This is a genomic window from Brumicola blandensis (genome assembly GCF_031846165.1).
In the GTDB taxonomy this organism is placed as follows: Bacteria; Pseudomonadota; Gammaproteobacteria; order Enterobacterales; family Alteromonadaceae; genus Glaciecola; species Glaciecola blandensis.
Genome location: NZ_JAVRIE010000003.1, coordinates 268988 through 286062, shown reverse-complemented (window position 1 = coordinate 286062; position 17075 = coordinate 268988). Strand labels below are relative to the sequence as shown.

The 17075-nt window shown below is 42.3% G+C and carries 14 protein-coding genes; 2 read left to right on the top strand and 12 right to left on the bottom strand.

Translation table 11 applies throughout. From position 1 onward, the window contains the following. Window positions 1-6: 6 nt before the first annotated feature. The 11 genes from pseI to RM544_RS09660 all read right to left on the bottom strand — a co-directional run bounded on the left by pseI (window position 7) and on the right by RM544_RS09660 (window position 12659). A complete protein-coding gene (gene pseI, locus RM544_RS09710; protein ID WP_311361591.1) occupies window positions 7-1122 on the bottom strand; it encodes a pseudaminic acid synthase in 1116 nt (371 codons plus the stop codon). A gap of 112 nt (window positions 1123-1234) precedes the next feature. After that, window positions 1235-2242, bottom strand: coding sequence for a glycosyltransferase family 9 protein (locus tag RM544_RS09705; protein WP_311361590.1), 1008 nt, complete (start codon window positions 2240-2242; stop codon window positions 1235-1237). Further along, window positions 2239-2943 carry a pseudaminic acid cytidylyltransferase gene (gene pseF / locus RM544_RS09700; RefSeq protein ID WP_311361589.1) on the bottom strand — a complete coding sequence of 235 codons (705 nt, stop codon included), beginning with the start codon at window positions 2941-2943 and terminating at the stop codon, window positions 2239-2241. Before pseF ends, RM544_RS09705 begins: the two co-directional genes overlap by 4 nt. Beyond that, window positions 2940-4157 carry a UDP-4-amino-4,6-dideoxy-N-acetyl-beta-L-altrosamine transaminase gene (pseC, locus tag RM544_RS09695; protein ID WP_311361588.1) on the bottom strand — a complete coding sequence of 406 codons (1218 nt, stop codon included), beginning with the start codon at window positions 4155-4157 and terminating at the stop codon, window positions 2940-2942. The genes pseF and pseC overlap by 4 nt, the downstream gene beginning before the upstream one ends. After that, window positions 4154-5152 (bottom strand): UDP-N-acetylglucosamine 4,6-dehydratase (inverting), encoded by a 999-nt coding sequence (gene pseB / locus RM544_RS09690; protein ID WP_311361587.1) that lies wholly within the window; start codon window positions 5150-5152, stop codon window positions 4154-4156. Before pseB ends, pseC begins: the two co-directional genes overlap by 4 nt. Window positions 5153-5154: 2 nt before the next feature. Beyond that, a complete protein-coding gene (locus tag RM544_RS09685; protein ID WP_311361586.1) occupies window positions 5155-8916 on the bottom strand; it encodes a 6-hydroxymethylpterin diphosphokinase MptE-like protein in 3762 nt (1253 codons plus the stop codon). Window positions 8917-8928: 12 nt separating this feature from the next. After that, window positions 8929-9237, bottom strand: a complete 309-nt coding sequence (locus RM544_RS09680; protein ID WP_311361585.1) for a hypothetical protein — start codon at window positions 9235-9237, stop codon at window positions 8929-8931. Beyond that, complete coding sequence (gene fliS, locus RM544_RS09675) at window positions 9234-9662, bottom strand: flagellar export chaperone FliS (protein ID WP_311361584.1); 429 nt, start codon at window positions 9660-9662, stop codon at window positions 9234-9236. The genes RM544_RS09680 and fliS overlap by 4 nt, the downstream gene beginning before the upstream one ends. A gap of 143 nt (window positions 9663-9805) precedes the next feature. Then, a complete protein-coding gene (gene fliD / locus RM544_RS09670) occupies window positions 9806-11239 on the bottom strand; it encodes a flagellar filament capping protein FliD (protein ID WP_311361583.1) in 1434 nt (477 codons plus the stop codon). Between the two features lie 15 nt (window positions 11240-11254). Continuing rightward, the gene (locus RM544_RS09665; RefSeq protein WP_311361582.1) at window positions 11255-11731 is read right to left on the bottom strand and encodes a flagellar protein FlaG; all 477 of its coding nucleotides are present in this window, start codon (window positions 11729-11731) and stop codon (window positions 11255-11257) included. A gap of 88 nt (window positions 11732-11819) precedes the next feature. Next, the gene (locus RM544_RS09660) at window positions 11820-12659 is read right to left on the bottom strand and encodes a flagellin N-terminal helical domain-containing protein (protein ID WP_311361581.1); all 840 of its coding nucleotides are present in this window, start codon (window positions 12657-12659) and stop codon (window positions 11820-11822) included. 256 nt (window positions 12660-12915) lie between these two features. On the opposite strand from RM544_RS09660, the gene RM544_RS09655 reads away from it, so the two are divergent. Together RM544_RS09655 and RM544_RS09650 are read left to right on the top strand one after the other, a co-directional pair. Further along, window positions 12916-13221, top strand: coding sequence for a hypothetical protein (locus RM544_RS09655; protein ID WP_311361580.1), 306 nt, complete (start codon window positions 12916-12918; stop codon window positions 13219-13221). Window positions 13222-13306: 85 nt separating this feature from the next. Next, a complete protein-coding gene (locus RM544_RS09650; protein ID WP_311361579.1) occupies window positions 13307-15286 on the top strand; it encodes an alpha/beta hydrolase family protein in 1980 nt (659 codons plus the stop codon). 665 nt (window positions 15287-15951) lie between these two features. Here the strand turns inward: RM544_RS09650 and RM544_RS09645 are convergent. Then, a complete protein-coding gene (locus RM544_RS09645; protein WP_311361578.1) occupies window positions 15952-16782 on the bottom strand; it encodes a flagellin N-terminal helical domain-containing protein in 831 nt (276 codons plus the stop codon). Window positions 16783-17075: the final 293 nt, after the last annotated feature.

Here is a 17075-nt window from a genome sequence, read left to right as displayed (position 1 = left end):
GACGTTTTACGAACCCTGTGTAGAAATCAGTGCCCAGCTTAGCGGAGTCCCTATATGCATATCTTCCTTCGCGATCGAACCCACAACCGTATCAAGATGTTTAGGCGCTAAGCCATGCGCTGGGCGAACAATTTTCACATGTTCTCTGCTCAGAGTTTCACCCGCTTTGATTGGTTTGCAGATATAAATAGAACGACGATACTGCTTAGATTTTTCTTCTGCTTGGCTGCCACCATAAGTTACTTTGCCCATGGCTTGATGAACACGTTCAGTTTCAGACACCAATTGAGCCAGTTCGTTTGGTTCCATTGAAAACTCAGCATCTACGCCACCGGCATCTCGTGATAAAACAAAATGCTTTTCAATAACACTTGCACCGAAAGCAACGCTCGCTACAGACACACCAATACCTGCAGTATGGTCAGATAAGCCTACTTGGCAATCGAATGTGGTTCGCATGTTTGGAATGGTGACTAAATTAGTGTTTTCCGGCAATGCTGGGTAAGTACTCGTGCATTTTAACAAAATAATCTGCTCGCAACCCTCAGATTTAGCTGTTTTTACCGCTTCTTCAATTTCGCTGACCGTTGCCATGCCAGTCGACATAATCATCGGTTTACCTTGCTTCGCGACTTTGCGAATAAGGGGAATATCAGTCAATTCAAATGATGCAATTTTAAAACAAGGAACATTTAAACTTGTTAAAAAATCCACTGCATCTTCGTCGAATGGGGAGCTAAATGCCAGCATCCCCAGACTATTTGCCAGTGCAAAGAGCTCTGCATGCCACTCGTAAGGCGTGGATGCTTTACCATATAAATCAAACAGTTTTTCTCCAGCCCATAAACTGTCTTTTTCCTGAATAACGAAGTCACCGGAGTCAAGGTCTAAGGTCATGCTGCTGGCTGTGTAGGTTTGTAGCTTTATAGCATGTGCCCCTGCTTTTGCTGCTTCGTGCACCATCTTTTTAGCTAAGGCAAAATCTTGGCTATGATTGCCGCTCAACTCAGCAATGATGAAAGGCTTGTGGCCTTTTCCGATGTCTACGAATAAATCGTCATCACCAATACGAATCGTCGCTTGTGCTGCGTTTTCGTGTTGTGTGTCTAATTTGCCCGACATATTACTGGTCCTTTTGCGCTTAGAGAGCTCACTCGAATGACTCTCTTAATGAATTAATAAACTTGACGCTGTTTTACTTTCTAAATGGCCTTTCTTAATGGCCTATATCTACTCAATAGGTATTTTCTTTTGCACCATCAACACTACCATCAAATATACTCAACACACCCTCGACTAAACTTTCGACTTCCGCTGGTTGATGTGACATGTCTGTGGCGTAATCCGGCATTAAAGTTCTAGGGTCAACCGTACCACTGATAATCATGCAGGGACAGTTCACCGCAGTGGCCATCCACTGAGGTGCTGATGGCACTGAAATTAGCAAATCACTGGACTTCAGCATAGCGAGAGTATCTCGCAGGGATTGTGTACCATCAAACTGAGACCACACCTCAAAACCGGCGAGTTGAAGCGCGTTTTTAAGTGCCTCAGCATAAGGATAACTGCGTTCTGATGTTCTTGCTTCAGTTGCTAGGGCAATCACCTTTTTTTGTTTCCGTTTTTTGGCAAGAGCACGATCTTGAGTAACATCGATTTGCATATCGAGTGTTAAGTCTTGCCAACCACAACATGTTTTTAGATAAAATTCAGGATACCCACCCTCTGGCAAGTAATCAGTCTCCCACCAAGTAGTGTGCCACCGCATCATACTAAACCAAGTGCTTTGCATATAATGACTAGGGTCGTTCACAAACGAAGGTTGCAGCGTTTGATTCTGAAATTGGTCGATAAGGTCTGCGATAGACATGCCAATATAGTTGCCTTGCACCGGCTCGCCAGCATCCTTTAGAAAACGCGCCAAGAAACAAGGCATAAACCAAGTATCCAAGTTGATGATTTTTGTGTAAGCCTCACCTATAATTTGTTCAGCTAAACCTAAGAACGACTCCATGGCTTGAATAATATCTTCCGGCCACTCTCCTTTATCCAAGCCAAAGGTTTTTATGCCCGGTTCAGCCAGTGCCATCATTTCTTTTCCGGCTGCATAACTTAATACATGAATGTCTGCCTCAGGATGTTTGCGCTTAAGATAGCGAACAGCTGGCAGGCCAATACAGGTGACATCACCGAGTCCTAGCATTCTGATCACTAGAATTTTTTCTTTGTTTTCGCCGCTCATGACTTTGCAGCCTTCGACATCATATATGCTTGATACATCAATTCAGCTCTGTCCCAGTCTTCGGGTGTATCAATGTCTTGCACTAAATGTCTCGGCAATACAACAGGAATACCGTGTTCAGAGAAAATAGCTTTTGGGCTTAAGTAATCTTCGGTAGTGCCCCAATAAAACTGCCCAGCGTCATGATACGCTTCTGGCAAGTCCTGTGAGCGCTTATAAATATCTTCTTGAAATGCTGGGAAAGCGTAGTTTTCTTTTAGGAACAATGCTCGCTGGATCGGAAAAGGAAAGCTAGTGACTGAATATGCGAAGCCCTTACTCGGATCATCAAGTAAACCTTGAAGCCCATGCTGAAGATACTTTGCTTGTAAAAAAGGTGCCGTTGCATAAATGCAGCAGCAGAATGTGGGTGTCGCGATATTGTCTCGGTACCACTCTATAGCATGGTTTGTCACCGGACGCGTGCCTGTCATATCATCGGAAAGTACATCAGGTCTCATGAAAGGCACTTTTGCACCATATTGTTTGGCAAGCTCAGCAATCGCTTCATCATCTGTAGATACGATAATGTCATCAAACAGCCCGCTTTCTTGTGCCGCTTTTATTGAATAAGCGATGAGGGGCTGTCCAGCAAATGCTTTTATGTTCTTCTTGGGAATACGCTTACTCCCGCCTCGTGCCGGGATCACTGCTATCTTCACTGCAATATCTCCGTTAAGGTGTCCACTACTTTTTGTTGTTCTTGTTCAGTTAAGCTTGGATAAAGAGGAAGGGTAATGGCTCTATTATAAAACCGTTCAGCACACGGATAATCACCAGCTTTAAAGCCTAAGGATTGATAATAAGGATGCAAATGAATTGGAATGTAATGTACGTTAACGCCAATTCCTTTCAGTTGTAACTGCTCAAAAACGTGTTTTCGTTTAGCGGATATCGCTTCTGCGTTTTCGCAATTCTCATCATCGAGCAATTCAATCATGAATAGATGCCAACCACTTTGATTGCCTTTCTCATTTGTCGTAGTCGTTTGTTTTTCGTCAATTGGCAGGACGACCGGCAGACCTTTTAGCTTCTCAAAATAAAAGTCAGCACACTTTTGTCGCGCTGCAACAAAGCCATCAAGCTTCTTAAGCTGAGAAATACCCAGGGCGGCTTGCATATCACTCAATCGATAGTTGTAGCCTAATGTTAACTGTTGGTAATACCACGGGCCTTGCTGCAGTAGGGCTTCTGGGCTACCTTCGAATAAATCTTGATTCCGCGTGACGCCATGCTTGGCAAATAAAACCAAGCGCTCTGCGAGCTCAGCACTATTGGTCATCACTGCGCCACCTTCTGCGGTGGTAATGCTTTTCACTGGATGGAAGCTCAATACGGACATGTCCGAAAACTCACATGAGCCAATTTTTTTGCCGTGATAAGAACCGCCCAAACCATGTGCAGCATCCTCAATCAAGACAACATCAGTGTCCTTTAGTAATCTCGAAATTCGCTGCATATCGCAACTAAATCCTGCAAAATGAACGACGATAATAGCTTTTGGTAAGGCATTATCCCGTTTGGCTGCGTTCACTCTTTTCGCTAATTTTTCGATATCAATGTTACGCGTGGCAGGGTCCATATCGATAAAATCGACCTTCGCATTGCAATACAATGCGCAATTTGCCGATGCAACAAAGGAGTTAGGCGTGCTCCACACAAGATCGCCAGCCTCGACGCCTGCGGCAAGACAAGCGACATGCAAACCAGATGTTGCGCTGTTCACAGCAGTGCAATATTTTGCGCCCGTGTAATCACATAAGGCTTGTTCAAACTCAGGCACTTTGGTGCCCTGCGTCAGAAAATGGTTTTCTAATACATCGACGACAGCGTCAATATCGTCGCTATCAACATGATGCTTGCCGTAAGGGATCATAAGGTTTGCTTGTCCAAATCTTTTAATTCATCAACGCTAAGGAAATGATGATTAGTACCAGAATGATACTCAAATTTATCATCTACTTTTTTGCCTTCTTCACCCAAGCTATTTTTAGCATAACTAACGGTTTTATCGAAGAACTTGATGGCTGGAGTAATCACAAAATGATCATCAAACTCATAAGAATGGTGCGCCATTTCAGCAGGAACCATAATTTCATGTAACTTTTCACCAGGACGAATACCAATAAGCTCATGTTCTCGATGACCACACATCGCTTCGACTAAATCGAGTATTCTGATGGATGGTATTTTTGGAATAAAAATTTCACCACCTTGCATGCGTTGAAAGTTTTTCAATACAAACTCAACGCCTTCATCTAGGGTGATCCAAAATCGGGTCATTTCGTCGTGGGTAACCGGCAATACTTTTTTGCCTTGGGCCAATAGTTGTCGATAAAACGGCACAACTGATCCTCTTGAGCCCACAACATTGCCGTATCTGACAACCGCAAATCGAGGACCATCAGCACCAGCTATGTTATTTGCAGCAACAAATAATTTGTCAGAAGCCAGTTTTGTTGCACCATACAGATTAACAGGGTTGGCTGCCTTGTCTGTAGACAGTGCAATAACGCGGTGCACTTTCGCTTCTATACACGCATCAATCACGTTTTGCGCGCCATTGATATTCGTTTTAATACACTCATTAGGGTTGTATTCTGCAGCGGGCACTTGTTTTAGTGCTGCAGCGTGGATCACATAATCCACACCGCGCATTGCACTGACAAGTCTCGCGGCGTCTCTTACATCGCCAATAAAGTAGCGCATACTTTTATGAGAAAACTCTTGCTGCATCTCAAATTGCTTTAATTCATCGCGACTATATATGATCACTCTTTTCGGGCTGTAGTTAGCGAGAATATGTTGAACATATCGCTTTCCGAATGAGCCAGTCCCACCAGTAATGAGTATCGTTTTATTATCAAACATGCTTATTTTGCCTTTTGGTAAACACCAATATTCTTTTCAACTACCGCGTGCTTTTGCCAATTCTGAAACACTTCTAATGCGCTTAGTTGTCTTGCGATCTTTAAGCCACGAGAACCAACAGAATCGAGCTCTGTCGCATTTTGCGCAGACTCGTCTTTATTGTCATTGCTCGTTTGCCTTGGTATTGCAATATAGTTTTTATAGTCGACAAAGCCATCACAAACGACCTTATCCAATATAATTTGCTCAATATAGGCAAACGCACGGGTTTCGTCATCCGTCGCTGCTGATTGCAATACAGGATCTTTGGAGGCTGCGTCATCAGTTTCTGCATGCTCCAATATCGAATGCAATGCATTTTTCAAGCCAAGCTCAGAAAATTCTAATTTTTGTATAAAAATAAGTTGCTTATCTAAGTCGCCAAGGTGGTTAATTGCACTTTCTAAATGAAGCTTAAGCGGTGCAAATGGCACTTCACCTTGCCTATATTGCTCAATGTCACCACTTTCCAATAAGCTGGGTAGCACTTGAAAACCAAGTTGTAAGTGCTCAAAATGTGAAGCAGAAGAAATCCAGTCAGGTTCGTAATCACAAGCGATACAAATCAATATGTTGTTGTGTCTATCGCACGCATGTTCAGACTCGTTCATGGCATGTAGTAAGTCGGTGACGGCCTCCCACTGACTGCGACTATTCACCAATATAATCTTATCTGTTGCGTTCTCATCCACATATTGCGGCTCCGACAATATCTGATTGCCGTCAACACATAGCGATTGCAGTGGGTATATTTCAGATAGTTCTTGTATTTCTTTATCGACTGCACTATTCAGTGCACCATCGAAAATAATAAAGTGGATATCTTGGCTAGCTTGAGCTGCTTTTATAAAACGCTCTCGGGTTAAGGTAAAACTCGATGAGGTGTCAAATAGTTGCGCTGGATTTGACAACAAAAGTTTGACGTTGCTAAGCAGGTCTTGCCAAATCGATATCGCTTCATTTGCAACGTCTAGAGCGGTTTCTCGATTCTGATGCATAGCGGCTTTACTCAACACAGAATTAATATAATTCATCGAGCCATATAAATAATAAAAGAATAGCGAGTTGCCCTGTTTGTAAGAATAAAATAAAAATTGCTTTTGTCTTTCGACTATCTCAAATATATCGTCTTGATCGTGTAGTTCAAGGTTCAACATCTCGTTTAGCTGCCTTAGCTCACCCTGTAGCTTATTCATGTCGTACTTTTCATCAAAGCTTCGATTGAACTGCCCTTCTGGTAGATGACAGAAACAAGTCTGCAAAGTGTGTAGCGTTTGAGACTTAAGCTCAGGACTAGTCATTAATAAGATATTATCAATATCTAGTGGAGATGTGCCTTCAATACGCGCACCATCGCTAGTGTTGTAACAATCTACAGCCTGAGACGCTAAGGCTTGTTCAATAATTGTTTTAGCTAACTTAAACTCATGCTTGGTATTCACCACTGAACGGAAGTTGCCCGGTACCAGTAAGCCGGTGTTATTTGCTTCGGCATACTTGTACATCTCTTTGCCTTTCTCGTCGTAGTAACCAGACTGCGCTGAGTGATGCTGAGTGCTGTCTACAAACCCCATGTCCACACCAAACAAATAGAATTGATGGAATCCAAGCCTTAAGAACAAGTTAATAGCGAAGTTACTGACCGTTGGAAAAGCAAAGGCCAATGACTCAACTTTGTCTTCGCCAATCACGTTTAGCGCTGAAACCGTCGCTGACTCCCCTTCCTTAAAGGCAATCATCACATCTTTGTACAAGTCACAGGTATCGGGATGAATTCCGTTACAGCTGAGCAGGGTTATTTTCTTCAGGTAGGCAGGATCATTGACTCGGCATGCCCAATCATAGGTGGCCCTGTTCAATTCAATTTCAGCATGAAAATCGGGAACGATATTATTACGATGTAGCACCTGTAATGAGGTTCCGCATGAAATCACAATCGCTTGTTCTTGTAGCTCTCGAATTGTTTCCAAGCTGTAGTCTAAAGATGGCCCATTTCCCACAAACAAAATCGGCAACTCTTTTTCATCTGCGTTCAGATATTGACTTGGTTTCGCTTTTAAAAACGGCACATTTTTACGGAAGGCTTCTTTGGTGTGTTCAATAGCAAAACACGCATGATCGAAATATTCGCCCATGGAGACAACGATTTGAAGCTGTTCACGAAGCTGCACGATGGCGTCATTCAACGACGCATTGTAATACCCTTGGTAGAAAAATGTTTGGCTTAGAACATAGGGTCCAATGTTATAAAATTGACCTAATAGATCTCTAAATAGGTTAGTTCCATCATCGCCTATGTTGATATACAGATTGGCGCCCTGCGCATCAATTTTTTGTAAAATGCCAGCCCAATCAATTGCGTATAAAGAAGCATAAAAATAATCACGGTTAGGCTCACAAATGAAAAGTTTCTCGACCTCTCGATTATCTAACAGACTTTCTAGCTCGTAGCCTGCACCTAATCCAAACAAAATAAGTGACTTTATTGTGTCAGGCAACATACCAGCTTCGTCTTCAGCTTTCGCCAACAAACGTTCGGTTTTCTTGACCATCCGGTAGTGCAAATAGTGTTTTAGCTTTTGGCCGTTGTACCCTAAAATCAATCCGTCTTTATTCGGATTCTTTTCAAAGCTTTGGTAGTTTTCCAAACCATCTTGCTTAGGTTCTGGCCCATAAAAACATGCACCGTTAAAGTGATTGAGCAAATTAATTTCATGCGCTTTATTCTCAACCACTGACCATGAGACAGGTTGATAGCTTTCAAACTCGGCATAAATGTTCGGGTAATACTGTTTGAATGCCGCCAGATTCTTAACAAATTGAGGATGTTGACAATCGCTTGCTACAAGTTCCTCAACGTTCTGGCTTAAGGCCCAAGCTTGGGTGTATTGCTGAAATGATTCTTTGCGGCCAAACGAACCTTGCTGCCTACTAAGCGCTTCCCATGTTGATGAGCGAATTGCATTCATTGCAGTATCGAAAGCAGGTGCATAATAGTGTTGATATACCAAAGCCTGTTTTACAGGGAAATGCGTTTTCAGTTCATTTAAATCTTGTACTAACGTGCTGGCGTCTTTGCCCAATTGAAAATACAAACCAATATCATGCTCTTGTATGAGTTCAAGCAACATGCGCCAATCTTTGACCATACAAGCACTTTTAAAGTACTGTGCTTCTGGTTCATAAATAATAATGTGCTTTACAGGGGCCTTAGCGTTTAGCAAATAATTGACTAAGAAGTCGACATGTTGACCTAGACCCAAGCCCAAAATGACTAAGACGTCAGATTGACTTGCGTGAGCATCAACAAATTGTGCGTTTGCTCTTAGCTCTTGGAGTAACATTGATGCACTCTTTTGCTCAGCTTCTTCCTGCTCACTCTCACAGCCAGAAAACGGTGGGCGCCTATCCTCTGAGAAAGATAAAATAGCGGAGTGTTGCGCAAAATGTTGACATTGACGGAGTATTTCAGCACCTGGTTGCTCACCATAAAGTGTGCGACCTAGTCCAAAATCGACAATATTGTACTCTTCATTTTTATTACAAAATATAGAAATATTGTCACTGCGTATGGCGTCTAGTTCACCATTTAAGCTTGGAATATGGCGTGCAAAAGCAAGCCTATTTTGTTGAATTGTTTCAGAGATATAAGCAGCTGAACGTTGCTCAATGGCTTCTTGTTGTTGCTCATTTGGATGTATATGGACACGGATATCGTTCAACATAATGTTTGGGTATCACTTATATTTTTTGACCGCTTTCATACCCCTGACTAAACCACTCAATTCACTTAATGAGTCGGTGAATAAGTTCTTTATTGTTGCTTGAAGTCGGTTGTTCACAGATAGTTCAGCATTTGCAAATGCTTTGCGCTCATCAGTCGACAGTGATTGTAAGTGTGTTTGGATGAACTCATCTCGCTGAGTCACTTTCAGACGAAGATTTTTATCATCTAACTCTTTAGCCGCTAACAACACACATATCGACTCATTGATTTCGCTAAGGCGCTCTGGCGTTAGCTCGTGGTTCAATTCTATTTTACTCACACTGATTGGCGTTTTTGACGTTGAGCTTCGTATGCCTCTTGCTTTGCTTCTTCGGGGATACTCAGCCATGCCGTCTTAATCGGTAACAGCAGGTTAATCACTTCATCCATTATCTGCAAGCTGTTTTGCATGTTCGCGTCGACCAGACGTTGCACCATATAATCATATAGGGCATACAAGTTATCAGCGACTTCGCCACCAATATCTAAGTCTAAAGTATCGCGAAGATTGATTAAAATTGCGCTGACTCTCGATAGATGCTCAGACTTGCCGGCTAGATCTTTTCTCTCCATGCAGCCTTTCGCATAGGCCATACGGTCGAGAGCGCCTTGCATAAGCATCAAGGTCAAACGGTGAGGGTCGGCGGTGGCGACGTCTTGTTTCAGACTGCCTTTTTTGTATGCGTTAATGCCTTTAAGGGCCATGCAATATGATCTCCAAATATGGGTGATACTCTACTATTTCTAATTTTTTGATGACGCCTCGAATGTGAAAACTTACCTTTCGAGGTAGCTAGTAGATTTATCAATTACTAAACGTAATGTTGCTATCCATTCACCTAACTTGCTTACAAAGAAGCAAGTAAGGCCGAACTGGTTTGCTGTAAACGCGCGACCGTTTGGTCTAAATTTAGATAACGTCCACGCAATGTTTCTTCAAAACTGACCAAACGTAATTCGAAAGCCGCTCGGTCATCGAGCAATTGATCTCGTTGATCTTTTGCTGATGTTTCTCTATCGGCAAGAACACCATTTGACTTAGTGTATTGATCGAGAAAGTCATATAATTTATTTGCGATGCCATCGTCAGCGGTGAATAGCTTAGACACTTCATCGAAGTTATCTTCTAATGCGTCACTTAACCGACTCTCACCGGTACCCAAACCAAAATCAGAGCTGCCAATTTCAAGCTTTCCATCACTGGTCAATTCAATACCAATCTGGAAAAGACCACCCAAGGCTGATTCAGATACTGTGCCACTCAAAATATTACCTAGGCCAGCCTGTATGCCGCGCACCGTAAAGTCGCCTGCTAGAGCGCCATCCTCCTCCAACGAAGATTCACCGTAGCGGGTCAGTGTTTGGATTTCATCGTTCAAAGAGTTATAACTTTCCACAAATGCTCGGATCTTTTCATCTAAGGCTTCTTCATCAAAACCGATGACAAGAGATGACGACTGAAATACATCATTCGCGTTCTTTTCAGAAACAGCTTTCGCAGTAAACGTGACATTTTGAATGGTGTTTTCGAACTTATTCGTGTCGCTTTGCACTGTAATGCCGTCGATGATCGCCTGTGCATTTTCAGCGACACGTGTTGGTGTTAATAAGGCAGTCGACTCAGTTGAATTTGTTGTGGCTAGGCGGTTCAAACCCACTAGATCATTATCATTGATAATATTCAGGTCGTTGCCTTGCCCTGTCACAGTAGAATTTATGACCAGCTTTACACCACCCGAGTCGGTCCCGGTGTTGATGATGTTGGCAGTGATACCAAAGTTGTCTTCGGCATCGTTAATTTGTTCACGCAATTCCGCGAGGGTGGTGCCTGCAGCGATATTAAGTGTAAACGTTTCACCCGCATCACCTACTCGAAAAGTTAGAGACCCGTCTGCATCAGCAACAGAATCGCTCGATGATGCGAATGCTGCGTTCTCTGTTTCAATTCTCGTGCCGCTTGCCAAGCGCTCAACGGTAATATCGTACTCACCGGTTAAAGCCGAGTTGGACGCTTCTGCAGTAAAAGGTTCGGTGTCTTCTGATGGGTTTCTGATTGTGGGTTCGCGACCAGTTAACGATTGATCTTTTCGAAGATCGTCAACAGTGTCTTTGAATTCAGATAATTTAGATTTGATTTGTCCGAGACTTGAAATCTCGGACTCAATGGTTTCTTCACGGGCATCCAAGCGAGCTGCTTTTGGGGCGCGCTCCGCCTCTAGTAGTTGTGCTACTAATCCTTCGAGATCCAGTCCAGAACCGACCCCTAATGATGAAATGCCCATAATGTTACCTCATGTTTAAGCCTGCCCTCTCAGTAGAATACCTGCACTACTGCCAAATTCAGACTGTAATTCGTTAATCCGCTCTGCAAATTTTAGCACTTCCTCGGAAGGAATTTGCCGTATCACATCTCCAGATGCCGCATCCGTAACCGTCACTACTGATTTATCGGTTGCTTCATCTATAGAGAATGCTAATTGCGTGTTTCTATTTTGCAGAAACTCACTAATATCACCCAGCGCTTGTTCAACCTCAACAACGCTTTCCTCTCGTTGTTTAGTATCGGCCTCACTGGAAATACCTTTAGCAATTTGCTGAGTTTCTGTGCTCAATACTTCACTACTTTGCTTATTCGCAATATTAGCGTTCTGTGCGTCAGATTTTGCCTCGTCAGAATCATTAACCTGAGAGACACGCTCGAATACCGGCAATTCTGTCGGTTTCGTATACTGACTTGCAACATTGTTGCCAGCTTGCGGGATTATTGTGTCCATTTTCAATACCTCCAACTATTAAGTGAGGAGCGGTTGCACTCAAAAAACAAGTGAACCGCCCGTTCAACGCAACTAAAAATCTGTTTTATTAGCCCAATAAAGCAAGTGCAGATTGCGGTTTCTGGTTTGCTTGGCTCAATACTGAAATTGATGCCTGTTGGATAATCTGATTGCGCGTCAATTCAGCGGTTTCAGTCGCAAAGTCAGTATCTCTGATTTGGCTTCTTGCACCGGCTAAATTTTCCGAAATGTTGCTTAAGTTTCGAATAGTAGACTCAAAACGATTTTGCAAAGCACCTAAGTCAGCACGCACACCACCTACAGCTGAAATAGCAGTATCAATGCTGGTCAAGGCTGCTGACGCATTTGCAAAGGTATCCACAGTCAAGGAACCAATACCTAGACCAGTAGCGCTGAAGCCACTAGCACCAGTAATGTTGCCTGCTGACAAGTTAACACTGATGGTTTGACCGCTATTCGCACCCACTAAAAACGCAGCAGAATAGCTAGCATTCAAAAGACTCACATTGTTGAATTTGGTGTCTGTTGCAATACGAGAAATCTCTGTTTTTAAAGCAGATACTTCTTTTTGTAGTGCGAGACGGTCAGACGAAGAATTGATTCCGTTCTGTGCTTGCACTGCTAATTGGCGGATTCGTTGCAAAGAGTTGGTCGTCTCAGCTAATGCGCCTTCAGCTGTTTGTGCTAAAGAAATCGCATCGTTTGAATTTCTCAACGCTTGATTCAAGCCTTCAAGTTGGCTTGTAATACGATCAGAAATTTGCAGGCCTGCAGCATCATCAGCAGCACTGTTGATACGAAAACCTGACGACAATCTTTCGAATGATTTATTTAAAGCTTGCCCAGAGTCAAATAACTGACGTTGAGCGTTTAGCGCAGATACATTGGTGTTTACAAAAATTGACATAATACCTCCAATCAAAACAGAGCGAGTGTATGAAACTCTGTTTCGAACCTATATTCATGCTATCTTGGTTCACTAGGCCTTGATAGCTACCTCTTGTTGTTCTGGCTCGACACGAAACCAAAAAAACTTTAAATTACCCCTCGACTAACTGTATCGGCGCAGACTTGAAGAACTTTAGTAAAAAAATCAAAAAAAAATACAAAAAAACTAAACAATTGTTTTTCAACAACTTTAAATCAGAATCTGGCGACTAATAATGGAATACATCACCCTTATCATTGTGTTTATCATGGCTTGTATCAGCCTTTTTTCGTACTTGAAGGTGAGTCGCAACTCGCTTAACAAGAAACAATGGTTTCACTTATCAGTGGTCTGGGCGGTCGTATTTGGTTTGTTTGCAATATTCAGCGCTATCTTTATGCTTGTTGCATTATTCAGTGTTATTACGGGCGAATGGGATACACAGTTTTTGTTATCAAAATTGCCTGTATTTGTAACCACTATCCTCAGCTATCGTGCCTTTGCTTATTTTAAAAGTAACTTTAAAAACGCCGCTTATTAGTTAGATAGCCACCCGCTAATGTTCACAAAAGACGGGAATATTGATAAGCTCTAAGGCTAATTTCTACAAGGATGTAAGAATAAAGATGAAAACATTAATCACGTCTGTTTTACTCATTATCACGTTATTTTCACTGGCGAATTTATCGCATGCCAATCCACATTTGGATACTTTCGGAAGACTGCCTTTTGTAAAAGATATACAACTGTCTCCAGACGGCAAACACATTGCCTATCTGCGTGAGGTTAATCACGAATACATAGTGGTTGTGCAAAGCTTAGTGAATCCTAAACAACAACCGCGCACGCTTAAAATAAGTGACAACAGAATGCGCGACATTAATTGGGTGGGTGATAAGAAATTATTGTTTACCTCTTCTGGCACGCTATATTCTGGCGGTGATTTTGAAACCTTTACACTCTATCGCACGGGCATCATGGATATAGACGACGGCAGTGTCGTGTGGCCGTTTGATTCCGCTAAGTTCAAATACAACGTAAGCGGACCAAAACTCGAAAGTAAGATGTCGAAGGACACATCTCATATCATCATGTCTTACTACTATCGGCTTGGTGCTGATGCCACCTCTTCAGAACAAAAAAGAACTGCACGCAAAGAACGGAAACTCATGAATGCAGTCTTTAAAATAAATATTGAAGATGGCTCACGGGATAGAGTGTTTAGTAAATCCGATATTATGGATTTTACCGTTGATGATCAAGGCGATATCGTCATGTACAAAAAGTACGATAAAAGGTCAGATACAAGCATGAACATGTATCTTGTGCCAAATACTAATGACTATGAAGCTTTATACATTAAAGAGGGCGAAGAGCTTAGTTTGTTTGATTATTCTGTCATAAAGCTAAGCCCTAACAGAAAAGCCATCTATTATTATGGCCTCAAAGATGATGATATTGGAGTACTGTTGGAGGGGCGTATAGAAGGCAATAAAGTGGTTGAATCCAAAATTATCTCTGAAAACCAAATCTATGACCTCGATTATATCCTAGTCGATTACAACACCACCGAATTGATAGGCTATGACGTCGAAAGAGATTACAATGAAGCATCCTTTTTCGATGTTACGCACGCGCAAGCCTATGCCGACCTAGTGGCCACATTTCCTGATGCCGAAGTCAATATCAACTCATCAAACCGGGAAAACACAAAATTTGTAGCCTCAATTACAGGCGACCAAAATCCGGAGGAATACTTCTTATATGACACCCAAGAAGGCAGTTTAGCCTTTCTTGGAAGTGGTTTCCCTTTGCCGCAGGATGCTCAATTACAAAAAGTAAGACGACATACCTATAAAGCAAGTGATGATCTCCCTTTATTTGCTTACTTAACCTTGCCAAAAGCAAACGAAGCGAAAAAACACAAACTCATCGTACTGGTCCATGGTGGGCCTGCATCAAGAGACTCCAAGATATTTAGTTGGGAAAGACAATTTTTCGCTGCAATGGGCTACGCCGTTTTTCAGCCTAACTTTCGAGGATCTGAGGGTTTTGGCCGAGCATTTAAAGAAGCTGGATATGGAGAATGGGGTAAACGCATGCAAAGCGATATAGACGAGGGCGTCGATAGCTTGATTGCTGCAGGCATTGTTGACCCTAAACATGTTTGTATTGTAGGTGCCAGTTATGGTGGATATGCGGCTATGTATGCAGCAACAGCTAAACCAGATATGTATCAATGTGCTGTGTCATTTGGTGGTATAAGTGAGCTTAGTAATATTTTCTACCATGAGGAGCAACAAAAAAACACAATTAGTTATTGGACCAACAGTATCGGTGAACGCAGTGCATTAGAAGAATTAAAGAAACACTCACCACTGTTCATGGCAACTGAAAAAACCTCTCCTATCTTGTTACTTCATGGCTCTGAAGACACCGTAGTACCCTCTTTTCAATCCGATAAAATGCATAAGCGTTTAATTGAGTTAGGCCATAAGGATACTCAATATATTGAAATCGAAGGTGAAGATCATTGGATGTCCTCCGGAAACAGTCGCCGTATTTATTTAGAAAACGCTATCCGTTTTATTGAAAAAAACATTTAAAAGAAAGGTAACTCTACAAAAGTTGGCACACGGTATGCTTTAAAAAACATGTTATTTGTTGTTTTAAAGTGTGTGTCAATATCTCGTGCCGAGGTAATTACTAGCTAATCATCAGGATGATTGGTTAGAAAGGAAAAAAGGTCGAGCCATAGGGCGGCCCGACCAACTTGCTCACGTTAGGAGTTGGAGCAAAGCAGTTTCGTCGGCTTGCAGGATTGTAGAACAAGTTACTGGCCTCTCAACCAAAACTTCTATACTCTCAGTCCTGTCGGTCGACATTTTACCTCTGTTGATGCGCTTAAGATTATCGTATTGACTCGCCTTACGGCTGCCATCCTTGGCAATAGAGAGCCTCTCAACGCTTTCCAATTTATTATACAAGCTAATCACTAAAACCTTTTCTATGAGTGATTACTTGATACTTTTTCTATCTATTCCACTGTCTATCATGCGTCATTGTTTATTCGGTGCCTGGCTTCATTATGACGGATCTAACATCTAAACTTTGCCGCCATGGTGAATAGTTGCCGCTACAATCACACCAAGTATTATTACTTCCAGCTTTTAACGCTTAGCTCAACAGACTTAAGTACAAACCAGCCTTAACAACAAGCTTTACCAATAATAAACAACATAATAACTCTAACATTGGAATTACCTTTTTATTAACCCTGCAGTAAGCTCAATGCAGCTTGAGGACGCTGATTTGCTTGCCCCAAAATAGTTGTACTAGCCTGCTGTATAATCTGCGAGCGAGTTAGCTCGGCTGTTTCCTTTGCAAAGTCAGTGTCTCTGATACGAGATCTTGCTGACGAAACATTTTCTGAAATATTAGCTAAGTTTCTGATTGTAGACTGAAAACGGTTCTGTATTGCTCCCAAGTCCGCACGCTTGTCATCGACAATTTCAATTGCTCTATCGATTTGTGCTAATGCTGCCGATGCTTGTCCAGGGGTAGCAACACTTAATGAAGCACTACCGAATAAACCTAAAGTACCAAAACCATTCACTCTTGAAATATTCACGTTTATAGTTTGGCCAGCGTTCGCTCCAACTAAAAATGCAGAAGAAAAGCTACCAGAAAGTACGTTCACACCGGCGAACTGTGTCGTCGTTGCCACTCGGCTCATTTCAAACTTAAGTGCTGATACTTCTTTTTGAAGCGCTAATCGGTCAGACGGATCGTTGATACCGTTCTGTGATTGAATCGCTAGAACGCGAATTCGCTGCAAGGCATTAGTCGTTTCTTGCAATGCGCCCTCTACTGTTTGAGCAAGAGAAATACCATCATTGGCATTACGGACGGCTTGGTCTAAACCTTGTATTTGCGAGGTCATGCGGTCTGAAATTTGCAGGCCTGCCGCGTCATCTTTCGCGCTATTGATTCGGAAGCCCGAAGACAAACGCTCAAAAGATGTATTTAAACTTGATGAAGTGTTGATTAACTGCCTTTGGGCATTAATAGCTGACACATTAGTATTGACGAATAAACTCATGATAATCTCCTAACGATTTTCGATAATTATTAAAATAAAACAACAGCGCTTTTTATTATTATTTTTTGCGCAAAATTAATTTTTGGCACACTTAGTGCTTTAATCTAGTCAAGTCATGGACTGACTTATTGTCATCTAGCAGTCACTCGCCGGATGAAGCAATTGCTGTAACAGAGCGAAAGCTCTTGCTGACAGACAGGTATGGTGGTCCAGACCTCTATACCTCTCACTACCTCCTGGCATCGTTCCTGTCAGTCAGCAGTTCCCCAATTCATCCTGGGGCGGCATATCAG

What these genes read in the sequence shown, in the direction of transcription:
- pseI (WP_311361591.1), bottom strand. Translation starts at nt 1,122, where the DNA reads ATGTCGGGCAAATTAGACACACAACACGAAAACGCAGCACAAGCGACG.
- RM544_RS09705 (WP_311361590.1), bottom strand. Translation starts at nt 2,242, where the DNA reads ATGAGCGGCGAAAACAAAGAAAAAATTCTAGTGATCAGAATGCTAGGA.
- pseC (WP_311361588.1), bottom strand. Translation starts at nt 4,157, where the DNA reads ATGATCCCTTACGGCAAGCATCATGTTGATAGCGACGATATTGACGCT.
- pseB (WP_311361587.1), bottom strand. Translation starts at nt 5,152, where the DNA reads ATGTTTGATAATAAAACGATACTCATTACTGGTGGGACTGGCTCATTC.
- RM544_RS09685 (WP_311361586.1), bottom strand. Translation starts at nt 8,916, where the DNA reads ATGTTGAACGATATCCGTGTCCATATACATCCAAATGAGCAACAACAA.
- fliS (WP_311361584.1), bottom strand. Translation starts at nt 9,662, where the DNA reads ATGGCCCTTAAAGGCATTAACGCATACAAAAAAGGCAGTCTGAAACAA.
- fliD (WP_311361583.1), bottom strand. Translation starts at nt 11,239, where the DNA reads ATGGGCATTTCATCATTAGGGGTCGGTTCTGGACTGGATCTCGAAGGA.
- RM544_RS09665 (WP_311361582.1), bottom strand. Translation starts at nt 11,731, where the DNA reads ATGGACACAATAATCCCGCAAGCTGGCAACAATGTTGCAAGTCAGTAT.
- RM544_RS09660 (WP_311361581.1), bottom strand. Translation starts at nt 12,659, where the DNA reads ATGTCAATTTTTGTAAACACCAATGTATCTGCGCTAAACGCTCAACGT.
- RM544_RS09655 (WP_311361580.1), top strand. Translation starts at nt 12,916, where the DNA reads ATGGAATACATCACCCTTATCATTGTGTTTATCATGGCTTGTATCAGC.
- RM544_RS09650 (WP_311361579.1), top strand. Translation starts at nt 13,307, where the DNA reads ATGAAAACATTAATCACGTCTGTTTTACTCATTATCACGTTATTTTCA.
- RM544_RS09645 (WP_311361578.1), bottom strand. Translation starts at nt 16,782, where the DNA reads ATGAGTTTATTCGTCAATACTAATGTGTCAGCTATTAATGCCCAAAGG.